We start from the raw sequence: 20,948 nt of genomic DNA, 5'->3' as shown, positions 1-20,948 counted from the left end.
GCTCGGCCCGGCACGCCGTTCCTCTCGGCAACCTCCTAATACGCTTTCAGAACACCCCTGTTACAAGGTCAGCAGCGAGGGGCCACGTACCCGTCGCTGCCGGTGCGGACGTACGCGTCGGAGACGTACTGGCCGCTGCCGATGCCGTCCCAGATGTTCGAGGTGCCGTACGGGCCCGAGACGCGGGTCCCCGGCGTCTGGCAGTTGATCTGGACCCGGGAACCCTCGGGCAGGGTCCGCACGATGGAGTAGCCGGTGCCGGGACCGCTGCGGACGTTCAGCCGGTAGCCCGGCGCCACCGGGTAGGAGCCGGCGGCGGCCGCCGTGGCGACGGCCTCCGTGGCCGCCTTCTCGTCCCCGCCCGTGGCGTCCGTGAGCTGGTCGACAGACATGAAAAACCTCCCCCGTTGCACCCCACGGGTTTCGTGGGGTCACGTTCATTCCCATGGAACAAGGTACGAAACACCAGTTCGCAACTCGCACGCGGAGGCTAGCAAGCCTCCTCGGCCCCAGAAGAACCATCGACTAGGCTCCGAGCGTCGCGCGCGCGAACGAACAGCACGGGGGTGGTTCCATGGCGCCGCAGCCGAACGCCGGAGCGGGCGCGGAAGCGGAACTTCCGGAGTATGCCGGTCACTACCGGCTCGAGTCCTGTCTGGGCTCGGGTGGCATGGGGGTCGTGCATCTGGCCCGCAGCACCTCCGGGATGCGGGTCGCGGTGAAGGTCGTACACGCCCGGTACGCCAGGGACACCGAGTTCAGGGGACGCTTCCGGCAGGAGGTGGCCGCGGCGCGGCGGGTGAGCGGGGCCTTCACGGCGCCGGTCGTCGACGCCGATCCGGATGCCGGGCGGCCCTGGATGGCCACGCTGTACATCCCCGGCCCGACGCTTTCCGAGCAGGTGAAGCGGAACGGCCCCATGGATCCTGCCCAGTTGCGCCGGCTGATGGCCGGGCTCGCGGAGGCGCTGCGCGACATCCACCGGGTGGGCGTCGTACACCGGGATCTGAAGCCGAGCAACGTGCTGCTCGCCGAGGACGGGCCGAAGGTCATCGACTTCGGCATCTCCCGGCCGAAGGACAGTGAACTGCGCACGGAGACGGGGAAGCTGATCGGGACGCCGCCCTTCATGGCGCCCGAGCAGTTCCGGCGGCCCCGGGAGGTGGGGCCCGCCGCGGACGTGTTCGCGCTCGGGTCGCTCATGGTGCACGCGGCGACCGGACGCGGGCCGTTCGACTCCGACAGTCCGTACGTCGTCGCCTACCAGGTCGTGCACGACGAGCCCGACCTGACCGGCGTACCGGAGACGCTCGCGCCGCTGGTGCTGCGGTGCCTCGCCAAGGAGCCGGACGAACGGCCCACGCCGGACGAGTTGATGCGGGAGCTGCGTTCGGTGGCGGCGGCGTACGACACGCAGGTGTTCATACCGGCGCAGCGGACGCCGGAGGAAGCACCGGAGGCGCCGGACGAAGCGCCGGAGGCTGTCGGGGCGAGTACGCCGCGGCCCCGGGCGGACGTGCCCGCGCGGTGGTCCGTGCGGCGGCTGGGGCGGCGGACGGGGCTGGTGGCCGGGACGGTCGGTCTCGCCGTACTCGGCGGGCTCACCTCGGTCCAGGTGTTCGGCGGTACGGAACCGGCGCGTACTCCCACCGCGGCGCAGGGCACGCCGGGCGGCTTCGGCGAGTGGGAGGCGGGGCCCGGGCCCGAGGGCGGCGGGATGCCCCAGTGCTCGTACGCGGCGCGGGTACTGCTGTGCGCGCGGCCCGGTCTGGTCTTCGCCCTCGATCCGGCCGACGGCGGCACACTGTGGCGGCACGAGGTGGCGGACATGGCACGGAGCGAAGCGCCGGTCGTGTCGGGCGGCCTCGTCCAGCCCTTCCTCGACCGGATCGGCACTCTGGAGGCGCTCGATCCCGCCTCGGGCCGGCAGGTGTGGCAGGAGGACCTGCCCGAGTACGACGGAGTGCGGGCGGCCGGCGGCAGGCTGCTGCTGACCCGCCCCGACGGGACGGTCACAAGCGTGGACAGCGCCTCCGGTGACGTCGAGTGGTCGCACCGGATTCCGGGGCAGGCCGTGCCGTACTTCTCCTCCTTCGCCGGGGACTCGTCGGCGTACGCGGCGAGCGAGTCCGGGGGCGGGAGCCGGACCCGGGTCACCGCGGTGGATCCGGCGACGGGCGAGGTGCGGTGGGACGCGGAGCTGGCGGGGTCGCTGACGCCCGTGGGGGCGGCGGACGGGTCGGTGTACCTCGTCGCCGGGGGTGCCGTGTACGGGGACGCGAAGGCCGTGGTGCGGTACACGCCCGCCACCGGGGACGTCCGGCGGGTGAAGCTGCCCGTGCCGGTCGCGCAGGCGGAGGCCGGCGTGCACGGGGACACGGTGTTCCTCATGGGTGCGGGCGGCTCGCTGGTGGCCGTCGACATGGCGGCGGGGAAGCAGCGGTGGCGGCTGGAGACGGGGGTGAGCCGGGGATCGGCGCCCGTCTCCGACGGGCGGCATGTGTACGTCACCGCTCCGGACGGGCGGCTCCTCGGTGTGGACGCCCGCGAGGGCCGGCTGCTCGGGCAGACCCGGCCGCGGCTCGGCGCCGAGTCGGACCGCGTGCCCGCCGCGCTCCCCCGGCCCGTACTCGCGGGCGGCCACGTCTACGCCGGTGCGCCCGACGGCACGGTGTTCGGGGTGGCGGGGCGGGACCCGGCCGCCTGGTGACGGTGCCGGGTCCGGCCGGTGGTCAGCCGAGCTTGCTCACGTCGCGCACGGCGCCCTTGTCGGCGCTGGTCGCCATCGCCGCGTAGGCCTTCAGGGCCGCGGAGACCTTGCGGTCGCGGTTCTTCGGCGCGTACACGCCGCCCAGGGCCTGCTCGCGGCGGGCCAGCTCGGCGTCGTCGACCAGCAGCTCGATCGAGCGGTTCGGGATGTCGATGCGGATGCGGTCGCCGTCCTCGACCAGGGCGATGGTGCCGCCGGCGGCGGCCTCGGGACTGGCGTGGCCGATGGAGAGCCCGGACGTGCCGCCGGAGAAGCGGCCGTCGGTGACCAGGGCGCAGGTCTTTCCGAGGCCGCGGCCCTTCAGGTACGAGGTCGGGTAGAGCATCTCCTGCATGCCGGGGCCGCCCTTGGGGCCCTCGTAGCGGATGACGACGACGTCGCCCTCCTTGACCTGCTGGGTGAGGATCTTCTGGACGGCCTCCTCCTGCGACTCGCAGACGACCGCCGGGCCCTCGAAGGTCCAGATGGACTCGTCGACGCCGGCCGTCTTCACGACGCAGCCGTCGACCGCCAGGTTGCCGCGCAGGACGGCCAGGCCGCCGTCCTTGGAGTAGGCGTGCTCGGCGGAGCGGATGCAGCCGCCCTCGGCGTCCTCGTCGAGGGAGTCCCAGCGCTCCGACTGGGAGAACGCCTCGGCGGAGCGGACGCAGCCGGGGGCCGCGTGCCACAGCTCCACCGCCTCCGGGGACGGGGAGCCGCCGCGGACGTCCCACGTCTTCAGCCAGTCGGCCAGGGACGGGCTGTGGACGGAGTGCACGTCCTCGTTGAGCAGGCCCCCGCGGTGCAGCTCGCCGAGGAGAGCGGGGATGCCGCCGGCCCGGTGCACGTCCTCCATGTAGTACGTACGGTCCTTGGCGACGTTCGGCGCGACCTTCGCCAGGCAGGGGACGCGGCGCGAGAGGGCGTCCATCTCGGTCAGGCCGAAGGGGACCTGCGCCTCCTGGGCGGCGGCCAGCAGGTGCAGGATCGTGTTGGTGGAGCCGCCCATCGCGATGTCGAGCGCCATGGCGTTCGCGAACGCCGCGGGGGTGGCGATGTTGCGGGGCAGGACCGAGTCGTCGTCCTGCTCGTAGTAGCGGCGGGTCAGGTCCAGCACCGTGCGGGCGGCGTTCTCGTAGAGCGCCTTGCGGGCGGTGTGGGTGGCCAGGACCGAGCCGTTGCCGGGGAGGGAGAGGCCGATGGCCTCGGTGAGGCAGTTCATCGAGTTGGCGGTGAACATGCCGGAGCAGGAGCCGCAGGTGGGACAGGCGTTCTCCTCGATCCGGAGGATGTCCGCGTCGGAGATCTTGTCGTTGACCGCTTCCGACATCGCGTCGACGAGGTCCAGGGTGCGGACCGTGCCGTCGACCAGGGTGGCGCGACCGGACTCCATGGGGCCGCCGGAGACGAAGACCGTGGGGATGTTCAGCCGCAGGGCGGCGTTGAGCATGCCCGGGGTGATCTTGTCGCAGTTGGAGATGCAGACGAGGGCGTCGGCGCAGTGGGCCTCGACCATGTACTCGACGCTGTCCGCGATCAGGTCGCGGGAGGGCAGGGAGTAGAGCATGCCGCCGTGGCCCATGGCGATGCCGTCGTCGACGGCGATCGTGTTAAACTCGCGCGGGATGCCGCCGGCGGCGACGACCGCCTCGCTGACGATCCGGCCGACCGGGGCGAGGTGCGTGTGGCCCGGCACGAACTCCGTGAAGCTGTTGGCGACCGCGATGATCGGCTTCCGGCCGATGTCCGCGCCGGGTACCCCGGAGGCACGCATAAGGGCGCGGGCGCCCGCCATGTTGCGGCCGTGGGTGACTGTGCGGGACCTCAGCTCGGGCATCGTCGCTCGCCTCGCTCCTTGGAGAGTAATGACTGACGTCGAGCGTACGCCGCTCATCCAGGGGTCGGGACAGGGCGTCCGGAATGCGGGACGCCTGTCTCGGGCCACGACGGCCGGAGAGCGGCCTCAGGGACCGGTCAGGTGGCCCTGTACGACCGGTGCCAGGCGGGCGATGATCCGCTCCGGGTCCGCCGACGCCAGCGGCTCCGCCTTGATCACGTACCGGAGCACCGCGCAGCCGACCAGCTGCGCGGCCGCCAGTTCGGCGCGCAGCTCCGCGTCGGGCAGGTCCAGCTGGGCGGCGATGCGGCGCAGCAGCTGGGCGGCGATCAGGCGGCGGAAGACGGCGGCGGCGGTGTCGTTGTTCACGGCGGAGCGGACGATGGCCAGCAGCGGCGTACGGGTGCCCGGGTTCTCCCACAGGCCGAAGAAGAAGCGGGTGAGCCGCTCGCCGACCCCGTCGAGGGGGCCGTCGCCGATCGTCTCGGGGGCTCCGAGGACCGGTGCGAAGGCGACCTCGATCGCCGCCTCGAAGACCTGTTCCTTGGTGCCGAAGTAGTGGTGCACCAGCGCCGGGTCCACGCCCGCGGCCTTGGCGATGCCGCGTACGGACGTCTTCTCGTAGCCGCGTTCGGAGAACTCCTCGCGGGCCGCGGTCAGGATGCGGTCGCGGGTGCCGGCGGATTCGGTGCGCGGGGGGCGGCCGCGGCGGCGGGTTCCCCCGGCGGTGTCACTCACCGCCGGTGCGCCTTCCCCGCCGGGTCCGCCGTCCCCGGTGAGCCTGCCGCGCCCGCCGGGCCCGCGGCTCCCGCCGACTCCAGGTGCAGGCGGGTGAAGGCCAGTGCCTCGGCGAGATCGGCCTCACGTTCGGCGCTGGACATCGCGCGACGGGTGTTGACCTCGATGACGACGTGGCCGTCGAAGCCGGTGCGCGCGAGGTGCTCCAGCACCTCGGCGCAGGGCTGGCTGCCGCGGCCCGGGACGAGGTGCTCGTCCTTGGCGGAGCCCTTGCCGTCGGCGAGGTGGACGTGCCCGAGGCGGTCGCTCATGCGGCCGAGCATGTCGAGGGTGTCGGTGCGGGAGGTGGCGGCGTGGCTGAGGTCGATCGTGAAGTGCCGGTAGTCCTCCTTCGTCACGTCCCAGTCGGGGGCGTACGCCTGCATCTCGCGGTCGCGGTAGCGCCAGGGGTACATGTTCTCGACGGCGAACCGCACGTCCGTCTCGTCCGCCATCCGCCAGATGCCGCTGACGAAGTCCCGGGCGTACTGCCGCTGCCAGCGGAACGGGGGGTGGACCACCACGGCGCTCGCACCGAGTCTCTCGGCGGCGGCGCGGGCGCGCTGGAGCTTCACCCAGGGGTCGGTGGACCAGACGCGCTGGGTGATGAGCAGGCAGGGCGCGTGCACGGCCAGGATGGGCATCCGGTGGTAGTCGCTGAGTCTGCGCAGCGCGTCGATGTCCTGGCTGACGGGATCGGTCCACACCATGACCTCGACTCCGTCGTAGCCGAGGCGTGCGGCGATCTCGAAGGCCGTCGCCGTCGACTCCGGGTAGACGGAAGCCGTCGACAGGGCGACCTTCGCGTCCGGGATGCGGACTACGTCCCTTGGTTCTGCCACGGGGGCCAGGTTACGGGGTGCGGGTCGGAGGGTGCGGGGCGCCTCTTCGCCGTTGTGGTGATTGCCATAGGACGGGTGCGGGGTGCGGGGTGCGTCGCGGGTGCGGGCGCGGTGCGCGCCTTGTGGGTGCGGGGCGCGGGGCGGGGGGGCGTCGTGGGTACGGGGTGCGGGGTACGGGGTGCGGGGTGCGGGGTACGGGGTGCGGGGTGCGGGGTGCGGGGTGCGCGCCTTGTGGATGCGGACGCGGGGTGCGTCGTGGTGCCGCGCCCACGCGGCGGAGCCGCGCATCGGTACGGCCCCCGCGCCCTCGCGGGGGCTCCTCGAGGGCTCCTCAGGGGGCCCTCAGGGGGGTCCTCAGGGGGTCCTCATCCCTGGCCCATGTGATCCAGCCTGCGCAGGATCACGCCCTCTCGCAGCGCCCACGGGCAGATTTCCAGGCTTTCCACGTGGAAGAGGTCCATCGCGGCCTCGGCGACCAGCGCACCGGCCAGGAGCTGGTTCGCGCGGCCCTCCGAGACGCCGGGGAGCTCGGCCCGCTCGGCGGTGGTCATGGCGGCCAGGCGGGGCACCCAGGCCTCCAGCGAGGCCCGCTTCAGCTCGCGCTGGACGTAGAGGCCCTCGGCGGAGCGGGCGGCACCGGCGATGCGGGCCAGCTGCCGGAAGGTCTTCGAGGTGGCGACCACGTGGTCGGGGGCGCCGAAGCGGCTGAAGTCGCCGACCGTGCGGGCGATCTCGGTGCGGACGTGGCGGCGCAGCGCCCGGACGTCGTCCGGGTGGGGCGGGTCGCCGGGCAGCCGGGCGGCGGTCAGCCGGCCCGCGCCGAGCGGCAGCGACACGGCCGTGTCGGGCTCCTCGTCGATGCCGTAGGCGATCTCCAGGGAACCCCCGCCGATGTCGAGGACCAGCAGCTTGCCGGCGGACCAGCCGAACCAGCGCCGGACGGCCAGGAAAGTGAGCCGGGCCTCCTCGGCGCCGCTGAGGACCGTCAGCTCGACGCCCGTCTCCTCGCGCACGCGCGCGAGGACGTCGTCGGCGTTGCTCGCCTCCCGCACGGCGGAGGTGGCGAACGGCAGGAGGTCCTCGACGCCCTTGTCCTCGGCGGCCTGGAGCGCCTCCCGGACTACGGCGACCAGCCGGTCGACGCCGTCGGGGCCGATCGCGCCGTCCTCGTCGAGGAGCTGGGCGAGGCGCAGTTCCGCCTTGTGCGAGTGGGCGGGCAGCGGGCGCGCGCCCGGGTGTGCGTCCACCACCAGCAGATGCACCGTGTTCGAACCCACGTCGAGGACACCGAGTCTCATGTACGGAACGCTACTGCCAGCGGGGAGTGCGGCGGTGCCGTCATCCGGCCCGGGCGACTTACCCTGGAGCCGTGCCAAAGACGAAAAAGGCGAAGGACGAAAAGTCGGCCAAGAAGGAAAAGAAGCACAAAATGGGCGACGAGAAAGGCCTCGACTTCGCGCGCGCGTGGGTGGAGTTTCCGGATCCGGCGGACGACGAACAGGTCTTCCGGTGCGATCTGACATGGCTGACCTCCCGCTGGAACTGCATCTTCGGCAGCGGGTGCCAGGGCATCCAGGCGGGCCGCGCGGACGACGGGTGCTGCTCGCTGGGCGCCCACTTCTCCGACGAGGACGACGAGAAGCGGGTCGCCGAGCACGTGGCGCGGCTCACGCCGGACGTCTGGCAGCACCACGCCGAGGGCACGCGGGACGGCTGGGTCTCCGAGGACGACGAGGGTTCCCGGCAGACCCGGCCCTTCCAGGGGTCGTGCATCTTCCAGAACCGGCCCGGCTTCGCCGGGGGCGCGGGCTGCTCGCTGCACATCCTGGCCCTGAAGGAGGGCCGGGAACCGCTGGAGACCAAGCCGGACGTGTGCTGGCAGCTTCCGGTCCGGCGGACGTACGAGTGGATCGACCGGCCCGACGACACGCGCGTGCTGCAGGTGTCGATCGGCGAGTACGACCGGCGCGGCTGGGGTCCGGGCGGGCACGACCTGCACTGGTGGTGCACCTCGGCCACCTCGGCGCACGGAGCGGGCGACCCGGTGTACGTCTCGTACCGGCCGGAGCTGATCGAGCTGATGGGCAAGGCGGGCTACGACCGGCTGGTCGAGCTGTGCGAGGAGCGGCTGGCCTCGCAGCTGCCGCTGGTGGCTCCGCATCCGGCGGACCCGGCCCGCTGAACGCCGGTCACTGAACGCCGGTCACTGAACGCCTTCCACTGACCCCGGTCGCTGGACCCCGGTCGCTGGACGCCGTTCTGCGAGGCGCTGCGAGGCGTCTACGAGGTGGACGGGCCCGGGTCGGCGCCCTCGCCGGGCGGCGGTGACGAGCCGCCCGTGCCGCCGGTGGGCGACGGGTCGCCGGTCGGCGTCGGGTCCGGGGCGGGTGACGTGGGCGGCGGGTCGTCCGTGGGGGTCGGGTCGGGAGGCGCCGACGTCGACGGGGACGGATCCGGGCCCGGGCCGGACGGGGACGGGGAGTCGTCGGGCGGGCCGGGGCGCGGTACCGGGCCCGGGTGGGAGGGGCTGGGCGCGGTGCCGTAGCCATCGATGGAAACGATGGCGCCGACGGGTGAGACGGCCACCCGTGCGCGCCAGTGGCCGGACGGTTCCCGCAGGTGGTCGACGTACACCTTGATCGTCAGTGTCTCGCCGGGGTCGAGGGTGCCCGACGACTGGCTCAGGTACAGCCAGGTGGCGCCGGTGGACGCGGACCAGCGCACCGGTGTGTCGCCGGCCGCGGTCAGGGTGACGAGCGTGGTGTCGCCGTCGTGGCCGGCCGTGACCTCCAGGCGGCCGGCGCCCTTCTCGCCCGCGCCGGAGACGCTGACGACCTCCACGGAGACGTCGGCCTTGCCGTCCCTGCCGAAGCGGGTGCCCGGGGTGGTGCCGGCGTTGCCCGCGTTCTCGTAGCCGTGGCCGCCGCCCGCGGACTCGCCGTCCAGGCCGTCGGGGCCGTGCGCCTCGCTGGCGCTGGCCGAGCGGCCGTCCTCGCCCTCGACGACCGGGGTGCCCCGGTAGGCCGCCCACAGGGCGAGCACGGGGGCGGCGACGACGGTGGCGACGACGGTCGTGGTGACGGCACGGGCGCGCAGGCGGTCCCGCCGGGCCGCGCGGTCCTTCGGGTCCATCGGGAAGCCGCGCCGGTCGAAGCGGGGGGCCGTGCCTCGCGCGCGCGGGACGTGCGCCATGGCCATGTGCAGCACCGCGCGGGGTGCCTCCAGGACGGGCAGTTCGGCGGGGGTCACGCTGGTGCCGGGCCAGCGGCCGGGGATGGCGCGCTCGGCGGTGCGGCGGCAGCGGGGGCAGTCGTCGACGTGCCGGACCAGCTCGCGGCGCAGCGCGGTGCTCAGCACGTACTGGTTGTCGCCGGTGAGGCGGGCGACGCCCGGGCAGGTGCCCGTCTCGACGACGGCGAGGGCGGCGCGGGTGCGCTCGACCTCGCAGGCGGCGGAGGCGAGGAGCTCGCGGGCGGCGGCCAGGTCCATGCCGAGGACGGCGGCGACCTCGTGGGCGGCCAGGTGGTGGCGCACGGCGAGTTCGAGCGCCTCGCGCTGCTCCGGGGTGGTGCCCGCGGCCTCCGGCCAGGCGAGGAGGGCGAGTTCGCGGCGGTGTCGCTGCTGTTCCCCCTCGTTCCCGTCGTTCCCGTCGCGCCCTTCCCTTCCTTCCCATCCGTCGCGTCGGTCGCGCCCGTCGCGCCCGTGGCGTGCGTCGCGCCCGTGGAGTCCGCCGTGTCCGTTCCGCGCGGCGGTGTCGGGGCGGCCCGCCGCGTGACTGCTCGGACGTTTCTGCTTGGCCTCGGCCAGCTTGCGCAGGCAGGCCCAGCGGGCCAGCGCGTACAGCCAGGCCCTGCGGTCCCCGGCGGCTCCGGGGGCCCGGTGGCCGCGGCGCTCGGCGAGCACGAGGACGTCGCCCAGGGCTTCGGTCGCGGCGTCGTGGTCGCAGAGCACGGACAGGCAGTATGTGAACAGGCCGTCCAGATACGCGTCGTAGCGCGCGGGCGGCCGCTGCGCCAGCGTGCGTGCCGCGGTGCGGTCACGCGCTTCCCGGTGCGCCCGGTGTGCGCCGGTCGTGCGGGTCGTGGTCTCCGGACTGCTCCTCATCACTCGGCGACCGTAGGGGGCTATGGGTGGCGCGAACTGGCGCTTTGGACACTTTTAATCCGTACGGGTGAAACGATCCCTCATAAGGGGACAGGAAGGTGTGGTTCCGCGGCCGGTTCAGGGTGCCGGGTGCTCCGTTCGGGGTGGTGCCGCCGCGCGACGGGGGTGCCTGCGGCGACCGGCGCGGGTTCGGTGGGGTGCGCTCAGCGCGGTTCGTCTCGTCATGGGTCGGGGCCGTCCCGCGGGCGTCCGTCCCCGGAACGGCGCGCGGAATCGGCCGGCCGCGGAAGGGCCGGCCGGTCCCTCGCCGTGGCACGGGTTGTCAGTGGGGGCGGTTACGGTTCGTGCATGGCTGCCCGTACGAAGTCCACCAAGGAACGGCCGTCCTACCGCTGCACCGAGTGCGGCTGGCAGACGGCCAAGTGGCTCGGCCGCTGCCCCGAATGCCAGGCCTGGGGCACGGTCGAGGAGTACGGCGCGCCCGCGGTCCGTACGACGACGCCGGGGCGCGTCACCACCTCCGCGCTGCCCATCGGCCAGGTCGACGGCCGCCAGGCGACCGCCCGCTCGACCGGCGTGCCCGAGCTGGACCGGGTGCTCGGCGGCGGACTGGTGCCCGGCGCCGTGGTGCTCGTCGCGGGTGAGCCCGGCGTCGGCAAGTCCACGCTGCTGCTGGACGTGGCGGCCAAGTCGGCGAGCGAGGAGCACAAGACCCTCTACGTCACCGGTGAGGAGTCGGCCAGCCAGGTGCGGCTGCGCGCCGACCGCATCAAGGCCATCGACGACCATCTGTACCTCGCGGCCGAGACCGACCTCGCGGCGGTGCTGGGGCATCTGGACGCGGTGAAGCCGTCGCTGTTGATCCTCGACTCCGTGCAGACGGTGGCCTCGCCCGAGATCGACGGTGCCCCCGGCGGCATGGCGCAGGTGCGGGAGGTGGCGGGCGCCCTGATCCGCGCCTCCAAGGACCGCGGCATGTCCACCCTGCTGGTGGGGCATGTCACGAAGGACGGAGCCATCGCCGGTCCACGGCTGCTGGAGCACCTCGTCGACGTCGTGCTTCATTTCGAGGGCGACCGGCACGCCCGCCTGCGGCTGGTGCGCGGCGTCAAGAACCGGTACGGCACCACCGACGAGGTCGGCTGCTTCGAGCTGCACGACGAGGGCATCACCGGCCTCACCGACCCCAGCGGACTGTTCCTCACCCGCCGCGCGGAGCCCGTGCCCGGTACCTGCCTGACCGTCACCCTGGAAGGCCGACGCCCGCTGGTGGCCGAGGTGCAGGCGTTGACCGTCGACTCCCAGATCCCGTCCCCGCGGCGCACCACGTCCGGTCTGGAGACCTCCCGCGTGTCCATGATGCTGGCCGTACTGGAGCAGCGCGGTCGCATCAGCGCCCTGGGCAAAAGGGATATTTACAGCGCGACGGTCGGTGGTGTGAAGCTGTCCGAGCCGGCCGCCGACCTCGCCGTCGCGCTCGCCCTCGCGTCGGCCGCCAGCGACACCCCGCTGCCCAAGAACCTCGTCGCGATCGGCGAGGTCGGCCTCGCCGGTGAGGTGAGACGGGTCACCGGCGTGCAGCGCAGGCTTTCCGAGGCGCACCGTCTGGGCTTCACGCACGCGCTGGTGCCGACCGACCCCGGCAGGGTTCCCGACGGCATGAAGGTCCTGGAAGTCGCGGACATAGGGGACGCCCTGCGGGTGCTTCCGCGCTCGCGTCGGCGAGAGGCCCCACGGGAGGACGAGGACCGCCGGTAGACTTTGCCCTGGTCTCGCCCGTCCGTACGACCGAGTGTGCGACAGGGGAGCACCTGAAGAACCTGCGACCGGAGGAGTGCAGTGGCAGCCAACGACCGGGCAGCAGCTCCCGGAAAGTCCGGTGGGAGTGCCGGTGCCGATGGCCTGATGCGCGCTTCCCTGAGCGCGGTGGCGCCCGGCACGCTCCTTCGGGACGGCCTGGAGCGGGTCCTTCGCGGCAATACCGGCGGCCTGATGGTGCTGGGATCCGACAAGACCGTCGAGTCGATGTGCACCGGCGGTTTCGTACTGGACGTGGAGTTCACCGCGACCCGGCTGCGCGAGCTGTGCAAGCTCGACGGCGGCATCGTGCTGTCCTCGGACCTGTCCAAGATCCTGCGCGCCGGGGTGCAGCTGCTCCCCGATCCGACGATCCCCACGGAGGAGACGGGCACCCGGCACCGTACGGCGGACCGGGTCAGCAAGCAGGTCGGCTTCCCCGTCGTCTCCGTGTCGCAGTCGATGCGGCTGATCGCGCTCTACGTCGACGGCCAGCGGCGGGTGCTGGAGGACTCGGCGGCGATCCTGTCCCGGGCCAACCAGGCGCTGGCGACCCTGGAGCGCTACAAGCTCCGCCTCGACGAGGTCGCGGGCACGCTGTCGGCGCTGGAGATCGAGGACCTGGTCACCGTCCGGGACGTCTCGGCGGTCGCGCAGCGGCTGGAGATGGTGCGCCGCATCGCGACCGAGATCGCCGAGTACGTGGTGGAGCTGGGCACGGACGGACGGCTGCTGGCGCTCCAGCTGGACGAGTTGATCGCCGGTGTGGAGCCCGAGCGCGAGCTGGTCGTGCGGGACTACGTGCCCGAGCCGACCGCCAAGCGCTCCCGCACGGTCGAGGAGGCGCTCGCCGAGCTGGACAAGCTCAGCCACGCCGAGCTGCTCGAACTGTCCACGGTGGCCCGCGCCTTGGGCTACACCGGCTCTCCGGAGACTCTGGACTCGGCTGTGTCGCCGCGTGGCTTCCGGCTGCTGGCGAAGGTGCCGCGGCTGCCCGGCGCGATCATCGACCGGCTGGTGGAGCACTTCGGCGGCCTGCAGAAGCTGCTCGCCGCCAGCGTGGACGATCTCCAGACGGTGGACGGGGTCGGCGAGGCGCGGGCACGCAGCGTGCGGGAGGGCCTGTCCCGGCTGGCGGAGTCGTCGATTCTCGAGCGGTACGTCTGAGACCGATACCAAGACCGAGGCCGAGGCTTCGGACTCGGCCTCGGTCGGGGGGCCTCGCTCGGCTCCGGGCTCTCGTGAGTGGCGGCCTGTCGGCTCGGCTCAGTCGCTCTTCAGCACGAACGACGTCCGCACCTTCTCGAACCCGGCCGCCTTGGCCTCCACCAGATACGTCCCCGCCTTGGCCGATCCCGCCGGAGGCGTCCCGCACTCGGGGGCGCTCGGCTTGCGGTCCCACTTCACGGTGTAGGTGATGCCGCTGCCGGCGGCCACGCGGTACCGCAGACTGCCCGTGCCCTCGACACAGTCGTCGGACGACCAGTAGGCGTCGTCGCCTTCGGCCGGAGTGATCGTCAACACCGCGTGCTCCGGACCGAGATCGATCTTGCAGTCGCTCCCGGAGGTGTTCCGCGCGGTCAGTTCGAAGGTCGGTGTCTGGCCGGGCGAGTAGTTGTTGCGGACGCTGCGCAGGCTCAACTTCACCGCACCCGGCGTGCAGTCCGACAGGCTCGAGCCACCCGGCAGCACGTCACCCGCGCCGACACCGGTCACCGCACCGCCACCGGAACCGCCTCCGCCGGCACTGCCCGATCCACCGGACCCGGTCCCGCCGCCGGACTCACCGCCGCCGGAACCGGAACCGTCACCGTCACCGGAACCGGAGCCCGCATCCGAACCCGGCCCGCCGGAGCCTCCGCTCCCCGACTCGTCGCGGCCTCCGGGCGCCTGACTGATCGCCGGCCCGGAGTCCGAGGGCCCGGGAGTGATCGAAGGCGCCGGATTCTTGCCGTCGGCGCCGTCCTCGCGGCCGCCGCCACCGCCACCGCCGCCGCCGCCGCCGCCGACCACGATCCACGTGATCAGCAGCGCCAACAGGGCGAACAGGGACAGCAGTACGGCCCTCCGTCGCCAGTAGATGGAGGAGGGAAGCGGCCCGACCGGATTGCGCAGAGATCCCACGGCGCAAACTGTACGAGAGATCGGCGCGTTCCCTTGTCCCACCCGCCGTTCAGGGCAGCAACTTTTACGGATCATCATTCCGGAGACCGCTCCTGACCCCTGCCGATCGTCAGGTGCCGCACGTGTCGATCGCAGGGTGTGACCGAATCAGCCCGCTGCCTACCGTCGGTGAGCATGACCTTCGAGGACGACGAGCTGTACCGCGACATCACCGACTTCGCCCACGACACCCCGGTATGGGTCCAGCACACGGCGGAGGTGTGGACGGAGGCGGGGATCCTGGTGTTCGGCGCGCTGTTCGTCGTCGCCTGGTGGCGGTCACGCCGCGACAGCCCTCACGCGTTCGCGATCGCGGCCCTTGCACCCGTGGCCACGGCTGTGGCGTACGTGTGCAGTGAGCTGCTCAAGTCCGGTTTCACGCAGGAGCGTCCGTGCCGGGCCGCCGCCGAATCGGTGCCCTCCCTGGCCGCGTGCCCGCCGGCCGGTGACTGGTCCTTCCCCAGCAACCACGCGACGATAGCGGGCGCTTCGGCCGTCGCCCTGGCCCTGGTCCGGCGGGCGGTCGTCTGGATGACGGCCCCGCTCGCCCTGCTGATGGCCTTCTCCCGGGTCTTCGTCGGCGTGCACTACCCGCACGACGTCGCCGCCGGGCTGCTGCTCGGCGCCGTGGTCGCCGCCACGGCCGTACGTCTGGGCAGGAGTCCGGCGACCCGGCTGGCCGAGGCGATGCGCGCGTCGTCGGCGCCCGCGGTGCGGTGGCTGACCGGTCCTGGCCCGGCCGCCGCTCCCGCCGCCGCGTACGCCACCTCGCACCGGCGGCGCTGAGGCGCCTCAGGCGTCCGTCTCGACCAGTCCCGCCTCGTACGCCACGATCGCGGCCTGGACCCGGTTGCGTACCTCCAGCCGGTCCAGGACCGCGCTCACGTACGCCTTGACGGTGCCCTCGACGAGGTGCAGCCGGGCGGCGATCTCCGGGTTGGACAGACCGGCGCCGACGAGGCCGAGCACCTCGCGTTCGCGGGGGCTGAGCCGCGCCACACGGGCGCGTGCGTGTTCCTCGCGGGCGAGCCGGCCGCCGCCACCGCCCCTGCCGAGGTCCTCGACGACGTACCGGGCGACCTTCGGGGACAGGAAGGCGGCGCCCTCGGCCACGGCCCGTACGCCCGCCATCAGTTCGTAGGGGTCCCCGGACTTCAGCAGGAAGCCGGTGGCACCGGCGGCCAGCGCGCGGGCGACGTAGGCCTGTTCGGAGAACGTGGTCAGCATCGCGACGGCGGTGCCGGGGGCGGTCCGGACGATCTCCTCGGCCGCCGTGAGGCCGTCCAGGCGGGGCATGCGGATGTCCAGCAGGGCGACGTCGGGGCGGTGGGCGAGGGCGAGTTCGACCGCCGCGCGGCCGTCGCCCGCCTCGGCGACGACCTCGCTCTCCCCGCCGCTCGCCAGGATGGCGCGCACGCCGGCCCGCACCATCGCCTCGTCGTCGGCCAGCAGTACCCGGATCACCGTACGGACTCCTCGTGTTGCTCGGTCGGCTCGTGTCCCGCGCCGGACGGCGGTCCGGCGCGGGGGATGACGTCCTTGGCCACCAGGTGCCCCGCTCCGCCGGCTTCGTCGAAGCAGAGCCGGAAGTGGTCGACCGAGACGAGGAGTTCCCCGCTCGACCGGTAGTAGCGGCAGTCGGCGTCCTTCGGGGGCGCCGGGGCGCGTTCGACGGGCGGATCGTTGACCGCGCGGTCCGGCAGTACGGGGGCGATCTCGTCGTACGGGGTGCCCGGGCGCAGGTCCGCGTACGCGGCGGGGCTGAGCACCGAGTGGGTCTCGGTGTACGCGTACCAGCCGAAGGCCGTGCCGACCAGGACGACGCCCGCACCGGCCGCGGCGCCCAGGCCGAGGGCGACGCGGCGTCGGGCGCGGGCGAAGGGCGCCGACGGGGCCGGCCGGGAAGCGGGGGCGGGTGTCCGCTGTGCGGGGACGTACGCCCGGACGCGGAAGCCGTCCTCGTGCGGGCCCGCGCCGAAGTCGCCGCCGACCGAGGTGACGGCGGCGCGCAGCCCGAGCAGACCCGAACCGCCCGACGAGCGGGAGGCCTCCCGTACGGCCGGCCCGTTGGTGACGGTGACCGTCGTGCCGCGGACCTGCCCGGTGACCGCCACGACGACGGGGGCGCCCGGCGCGTGCCGGGCCGCGTTGGTCAGCGCCTCGCGCACCACCCGGTACAGCAGGCGTTCGGCGATGCCGCCGGGTTCCGGAACCGGGGCGGCTGCGTCGTCCCGCGGTTCCCAGCGGACGGGGAGGCCCGACTCCGCCGCCCGGGCGACGAGGTCCTCGACGCTCTCGCCCGCCGGGGTCAGCGGGGCGGGTTCGTCGCCGACGGACACTTCGCGCAGTACGCCGATGATGCGGTGCAGGTGGTCGGTGGCGTCGGCGGCGGCGACGCGCAGGCCGGCCGCTGCGGTGCGGTGGTCGGCGGCGAGACCCGGTGCGACCTGGAGGGCGGCGGCGCGCAGGGCGAGCAGGCTCAGTTCGTGACCGAGGGAGTCGTGCATGTCCTGGGCGATCCGGGCCCGCTCGCGCAGTCTGGCCCGTTCCTCCGCGTGCCGTTGTTCGTCCTCCAGACGGGCCGCCCGGAGCCAGCCGGCCTCGGCGAGCGCCCTGCTCTGCCGCCAGTAGCGCCCGCCGAGCCAGGGGAAGACGCAGCCGAAGAGGAGCGTTCCCGTCAGGACCAGCCACTCGGGCGCCGGATCGACTCCGACCAGCGCGATCCGCGCCGTGCCGGCGGCGCCCACACCGACGAAGCCGGCCACCGAGGGGCGGGGCCGCCGCGCACGCAGGCCGAGCAGCAGGGCGAAGGTGCCGAGGGCAGGGCCGTAGGAGACGCTGAACAGGGCCGGGGCCGCGGCCAGGCTCAGGCCCGCGGTCAGCACGAAGGCGACGAGCGGCTGCCGCCGGGAGAACGCGACGGCCACGGCGAGCACGCCCAGGCCGGCCAGCTGCTGCCAGAGGGGACGCGGCTCGTTCATCCCGAGCCGGTCCGCGGTGACCGCGGGGAGAGCGAGGGCGGCCCAGAGGAGGGCGCCTCTGCCGAGGGGGACGAGTCGGGCGGGGGCTCCCGGATCGCCGCCGTGCCCCATGCGGCCGCCTCGTCCGGCGCCCGCGCCGGGAGCCGCACCACCACCGGCCCCGGCGTCGTCGGCCGGACGCGTACCTTCCATGAGGCCGACGCTACAAGCGGCGGGCAGGGCCGCGCCCCTGCCGATCGTCAGGGGTCGTGGCCGATACCGGGTGGCGGAGCGCCCGGGTGGTGGTCCTCCCGTGGCAGGATCGGACAGTCATGACTGCGCCCACGAAGCCCTCGCACAACGGCCCCTCCGACCCCGCCGCGCCCCCGGCCTCCGCCGCCGGCCCGGCCGGTGAGCGGGCCGCCTCCGGTGTACCGCTGCACGCCCCCGTCATCGACTGGTTCGACGAGCACGCCCGCGATCTGCCGTGGCGGCGCCCGGAGGCCGGCGCGTGGGGTGTGATGGTCAGTGAGTTCATGCTCCAGCAGACGCCGGTGAGCCGTGTCCTGCCCGTCTACGAGCAGTGGCTGGCCCGCTGGCCGCGCCCCGCCGACCTCGCCGCGGAGGCGCCCGGCGAGGCCGTCCGCGCCTGGGGCCGGCTCGGCTACCCGCGCCGCGCCCTGCGCCTGCACGGCGCCGCCGCGGCCATAACGGAACGGCACGGCGGCGACGTACCGGCGGACCACGCCCAGCTGCTGGCGCTGCCCGGCATCGGCGAGTACACGGCCGCCGCGGTCGCCTCCTTCGCCTACGGCCAGCGGCACGCCGTGCTGGACACCAACGTCCGGCGGGTGTTCGCCCGGGCGGTCGCCGGTGCTCAGTACCCGCCGAACGCGACCACCGCGGCCGAGCGGAAGCTGGCGCGTGCGCTGCTGCCCGACGACGAGGCGCGCGCGGCCCGCTGGGCGGCCGCCTCCATGGAGCTGGGCGCGCTCGTCTGCACGGCGAAGAACGAGTCGTGTCACCGCTGCCCGATCGCGGACCGGTGCGCCTGGCGGCTGGCCGGCAAGCCCGCGCACGACGGGCCGCCGCGGCGCGGCCAGACGTACGCGGGTACCGACCGGCAGGTGCGCGGCCGGCTGCTCGCCGTGTTGCGGGAGGCGCACGGGCCGGTGCCACAGGCGGCCCTCGACCAGGTGTGGCACGAACCGGTCCAGCGCGCCCGGGCCCTGGACGGCCTCGTCGCCGACGGCCTGGTGGAGCCGCTGGCGGACGGGCTGTACCGGCTGCCGCTGACCTGACGTACCGCTGACCTGATGTACCGCTGACCCGACGTACCGCTGACCGACGTACCGCTGACGACGTACCGCTGACCGACGTACAACCGGAGCACAGCGGCGGCGGGTGCTTCTGTGACAGCTCGCATATCCGGCAAATCACCCCTTGTCACCCCCAAGTGGTCTGTCGTTTCAGCCGGTTCCCCCGTCCGTTACACAACCGACGGACAGCCGAGGGCCCCCCGCAGGCTGCATCGCACAGCGCCGTGACAACGCTTCCCTACCTTCGTTTTGTGCCCCCGGGGCACGGCAGGACTACGGACCACAGGCAGTGGGCCGGCGGCGACCAGACCGCCGGAGTACGGGGATCGGAAGGCGGTTGACATGGGCGAGGTGCTCGAGTTCGAGGAGTACGTCCGCACCCGGCAGGACGCGCTGCTGCGCAGCGCACGGCGCCTGGTCCCGGACCCCGTCGACGCCCAGGACCTGCTGCAGACCGCGCTGGCGCGGACGTACCGCCGCTGGTCGACCATCGAGGACAAGCGGCTCGCGGACGCCTATCTGCGCCGGGTGATGATCAACACGCGGACCGAGTGGTGGCGGGCGCGGAAGCTGGAGGAGGTGCCGACCGAGCAGCTCCCGGAGTCCTGCGTGGACGACTCCACCCAGCAGCACGCGGACCGCGCCCTGCTGATGGACGTCATGAAGGTGCTCGCCCCGAAGCAGCGCAGCGTCGTGGTGCTGCGACACTGGGAGCAGATGTCAACGGAGGAGACGGCCGCCGCCCTCGGCATGTCGGCCGGAACGGTCAAGAGCACGCTGCACCGGGCGCTCGCCCGGCTCCGCGAGGAGCTGGTCGCCCGCGATCTGGACGCACGGGCGCTGGAGCGTGAGGAGCGGGAGCGTTGCGCGGCCTGACCGTCGGTCGATCACCCGGGGAGGCCCGGAAGAGCGTGCAGGCGGCGAGTACGGCGGTGGCCGTGTTCGTCGCCCTCGGCGTTTCCCTCTCCGGCTGCGGCGCGGGCGGCACCGGCGCCCGTGACGAGGGGCCGGCCCACGCGGACGCGGTGGGCGGCGCCGCCTCGTCGTCGCCCGCGGCCTCTCCCTCCAAGGCCCCCGACCGGGTGGACCCGGTCCGGCTGGTCAAGGCCGACCCCAGGGTCTCCGCGGAGGTCAAGCGCGAGCTGAAGCCGTGCGTCGCCGACGAGTACCCCGTCGACGTGTCGTACGGGGAGCTGACCGGGGGGCCCGCCGAGGACGTCGTCGTCAACGTGCTGACGTGCGGTGACGCGGTGGGTGTGGGCAGTTACGTGTACCGCGAGGAAGACGGCGCGTACCAGAATGTGTTCAGGGCCGAGGAGCCGCCGGTCTACGCGGAGATCGACCGCGGCGACCTGGTGGTGACCAAGCAGGTGTACGAGAAGGGCGATCCGGTGTCCAGTCCGTCCGGCGAGAACGTGATCACGTACCGCTGGGCCTCGGGCCGCTTCACCGAGGAGTTCCGCACCCACAACGACTACAGCAACGCCGCCGGGAACGTGCCGACCCCGGCCCCCGAACCGGACAGCTGACGCCCGCGGCGAGTGAACCGACCGGGCCGCGTGAACCGACCGGGCCGCTCGGACCGATGGAGACATGAAACCCGGCCGGGACATGAGCACCGGCGGAGAAATGAACGCGGCGCGCGCCCCCCGCGTCTACCGAGTGAACGCACACGAGGACTGAGAGCACCCGGATGGCAGACCAGACCCACGTTCTGTTCGTCGAGGACGACGACGTCATCCGCGAGGCCACGCAGCTCGCCCTGGAGCGGGACGGCTTCGCGGTCACCGCGATGCCCGACGGACTGTCGGGCCTGGAGGCGTTCCGCGCCGACCGCCCCGACATCGCGCTCCTCGACGTCATGGTCCCCGGCCTCGACGGCGTCAGCCTGTGCCGCCGGATCCGGGACGAGTCCACCGTGCCGGTGATCATGCTGTCGGCGCGGGCGGACTCCATCGACGTCGTTCTGGGGCTGGAGGCCGGCGCCGACGACTACGTCACCAAGCCGTTCGACGGGGCTGTGCTGGTCGCCCGGATCCGCGCGGTGCTGCGCCGCTTCGGGCACGCCGGCGGCGGCGACCGGGGGGACGCGGGGAGCGCCGCGGACACCGGGGGTGTGCTCGCCTTCGGTGAGCTCGAGGTCGACACCGAGGGCATGGAGGTGCGCCGGGCCGGGCGGCCGGTGGCGCTCACCCCGACCGAGATGCGGCTGCTGCTGGAGTTCTCCTCCGCACCGGGCACGGTCCTCTCGCGCGACAAGCTCCTGGAGCGCGTGTGGGACTACGGCTGGGGCGGTGACACCCGCGTCGTCGACGTCCATGTGCAGCGGCTGCGCACCAAGATCGGACAGGACCGCATCGAGACCGTCCGTGGCTTCGGCTACAAGCTGAAGCCCTGACG

Annotated in this window: 18 protein-coding genes; 9 read left to right on the top strand and 9 right to left on the bottom strand. The window is 73.5% G+C overall.

Annotated features, from left to right (window positions below; translation table 11 throughout):
* Positions 1–68 precede the first annotated feature (68 nt).
* A complete protein-coding gene (locus tag ACZ4V1_RS31850) occupies positions 69–392 on the bottom strand; it encodes an SH3 domain-containing protein (protein ID WP_468343234.1) in 324 nt (107 codons plus the stop codon).
* Positions 393–574: 182 nt separating this feature from the next.
* Here ACZ4V1_RS31850 and ACZ4V1_RS31845 point away from each other — a divergent pair, with 182 nt between their 5' ends.
* A complete protein-coding gene (locus ACZ4V1_RS31845; protein WP_468343231.1) occupies positions 575–2,710 on the top strand; it encodes a serine/threonine-protein kinase in 2,136 nt (711 codons plus the stop codon).
* 22 nt (positions 2,711–2,732) lie between these two features.
* Here the strand turns inward: ACZ4V1_RS31845 and ilvD are convergent, their stop codons facing one another.
* From ilvD to ACZ4V1_RS31825, 4 genes are all read right to left on the bottom strand, one after another.
* Positions 2,733–4,586 carry a dihydroxy-acid dehydratase gene (gene ilvD / locus ACZ4V1_RS31840; RefSeq protein ID WP_468343228.1) on the bottom strand — a complete coding sequence of 618 codons (1,854 nt, stop codon included), beginning with the start codon at positions 4,584–4,586 and terminating at the stop codon, positions 2,733–2,735.
* A 126-nt stretch (positions 4,587–4,712) separates the two neighbouring features.
* Positions 4,713–5,324: a TetR/AcrR family transcriptional regulator gene (locus ACZ4V1_RS31835; RefSeq protein ID WP_468343225.1), complete on the bottom strand. Its 612-nt coding sequence runs from the start codon at positions 5,322–5,324 to the stop codon at positions 4,713–4,715.
* Positions 5,321–6,205 carry a sugar phosphate isomerase/epimerase family protein gene (locus tag ACZ4V1_RS31830; RefSeq protein ID WP_468343222.1) on the bottom strand — a complete coding sequence of 295 codons (885 nt, stop codon included), beginning with the start codon at positions 6,203–6,205 and terminating at the stop codon, positions 5,321–5,323. Before ACZ4V1_RS31830 ends, ACZ4V1_RS31835 begins: the two co-directional genes overlap by 4 nt.
* A gap of 365 nt (positions 6,206–6,570) precedes the next feature.
* On the bottom strand, positions 6,571–7,503 hold the full coding sequence (locus ACZ4V1_RS31825; protein ID WP_468343219.1) for a Ppx/GppA family phosphatase: 933 nt from the start codon (positions 7,501–7,503) through the stop codon (positions 6,571–6,573).
* A gap of 71 nt (positions 7,504–7,574) precedes the next feature.
* Between ACZ4V1_RS31825 and ACZ4V1_RS31820 the strand changes: the two genes are divergently transcribed.
* The gene (locus ACZ4V1_RS31820; RefSeq protein WP_468343216.1) at positions 7,575–8,387 is read left to right on the top strand and encodes a DUF3109 family protein; all 813 of its coding nucleotides are present in this window, start codon (positions 7,575–7,577) and stop codon (positions 8,385–8,387) included.
* Positions 8,388–8,485: 98 nt separating this feature from the next.
* Here ACZ4V1_RS31820 and ACZ4V1_RS31815 read toward each other — a convergent pair whose 3' ends face one another.
* Entirely contained in the window at positions 8,486–10,309 is a 1,824-nt protein-coding gene (locus tag ACZ4V1_RS31815) for a BACON domain-containing protein (protein WP_468343213.1), read from the bottom strand.
* 348 nt (positions 10,310–10,657) lie between these two features.
* Here ACZ4V1_RS31815 and radA point away from each other — a divergent pair, with 348 nt between their 5' ends.
* Both radA and disA read left to right on the top strand, forming a co-directional pair.
* Entirely contained in the window at positions 10,658–12,067 is a 1,410-nt protein-coding gene (gene radA, locus ACZ4V1_RS31810) for a DNA repair protein RadA (protein WP_468343210.1), read from the top strand.
* A gap of 81 nt (positions 12,068–12,148) precedes the next feature.
* Entirely contained in the window at positions 12,149–13,273 is a 1,125-nt protein-coding gene (gene disA, locus ACZ4V1_RS31805) for a DNA integrity scanning diadenylate cyclase DisA (RefSeq protein ID WP_121748391.1), read from the top strand.
* Positions 13,274–13,372: 99 nt separating this feature from the next.
* Here disA and ACZ4V1_RS31800 read toward each other — a convergent pair whose 3' ends face one another.
* Complete coding sequence (locus tag ACZ4V1_RS31800; RefSeq protein WP_468343206.1) at positions 13,373–14,230, bottom strand: hypothetical protein; 858 nt, start codon at positions 14,228–14,230, stop codon at positions 13,373–13,375.
* A 174-nt stretch (positions 14,231–14,404) separates the two neighbouring features.
* On the opposite strand from ACZ4V1_RS31800, the gene ACZ4V1_RS31795 reads away from it, so the two are divergent.
* Entirely contained in the window at positions 14,405–15,055 is a 651-nt protein-coding gene (locus ACZ4V1_RS31795) for a phosphatase PAP2 family protein (protein ID WP_468343203.1), read from the top strand.
* Between the two features lie 6 nt (positions 15,056–15,061).
* Here ACZ4V1_RS31795 and ACZ4V1_RS31790 read toward each other — a convergent pair whose 3' ends face one another.
* Both ACZ4V1_RS31790 and ACZ4V1_RS31785 read right to left on the bottom strand, forming a co-directional pair.
* Complete coding sequence (locus tag ACZ4V1_RS31790) at positions 15,062–15,733, bottom strand: response regulator transcription factor (protein WP_468343200.1); 672 nt, start codon at positions 15,731–15,733, stop codon at positions 15,062–15,064.
* Complete coding sequence (locus tag ACZ4V1_RS31785) at positions 15,730–17,442, bottom strand: sensor histidine kinase (RefSeq protein WP_468343197.1); 1,713 nt, start codon at positions 17,440–17,442, stop codon at positions 15,730–15,732. The genes ACZ4V1_RS31790 and ACZ4V1_RS31785 overlap by 4 nt, the downstream gene beginning before the upstream one ends.
* A 119-nt stretch (positions 17,443–17,561) precedes the next feature.
* On the opposite strand from ACZ4V1_RS31785, the gene ACZ4V1_RS31780 reads away from it, so the two are divergent.
* From ACZ4V1_RS31780 to cseB, 4 genes are all read left to right on the top strand, one after another.
* A complete protein-coding gene (locus ACZ4V1_RS31780) occupies positions 17,562–18,530 on the top strand; it encodes an HhH-GPD family protein (protein ID WP_468343194.1) in 969 nt (322 codons plus the stop codon).
* Positions 18,531–18,890: 360 nt separating this feature from the next.
* Positions 18,891–19,424, top strand: a complete 534-nt coding sequence (locus tag ACZ4V1_RS31775; protein ID WP_468343191.1) for a SigE family RNA polymerase sigma factor — start codon at positions 18,891–18,893, stop codon at positions 19,422–19,424.
* Entirely contained in the window at positions 19,412–20,077 is a 666-nt protein-coding gene (locus ACZ4V1_RS31770; protein ID WP_468343188.1) for a hypothetical protein, read from the top strand. The genes ACZ4V1_RS31775 and ACZ4V1_RS31770 overlap by 13 nt, the downstream gene beginning before the upstream one ends.
* 164 nt (positions 20,078–20,241) lie before the next feature.
* Complete coding sequence (gene cseB, locus ACZ4V1_RS31765) at positions 20,242–20,946, top strand: two-component system response regulator CseB (protein WP_468343185.1); 705 nt, start codon at positions 20,242–20,244, stop codon at positions 20,944–20,946.
* Positions 20,947–20,948 lie beyond the last annotated feature (2 nt).

It is taken from the genome of Streptomyces sp. NPDC028991 (genome assembly GCF_055564775.1).
The sequence above is the reverse complement of the archived record's forward strand: the minus strand, read 5'-3'. Positions and strand labels throughout refer to the sequence as shown.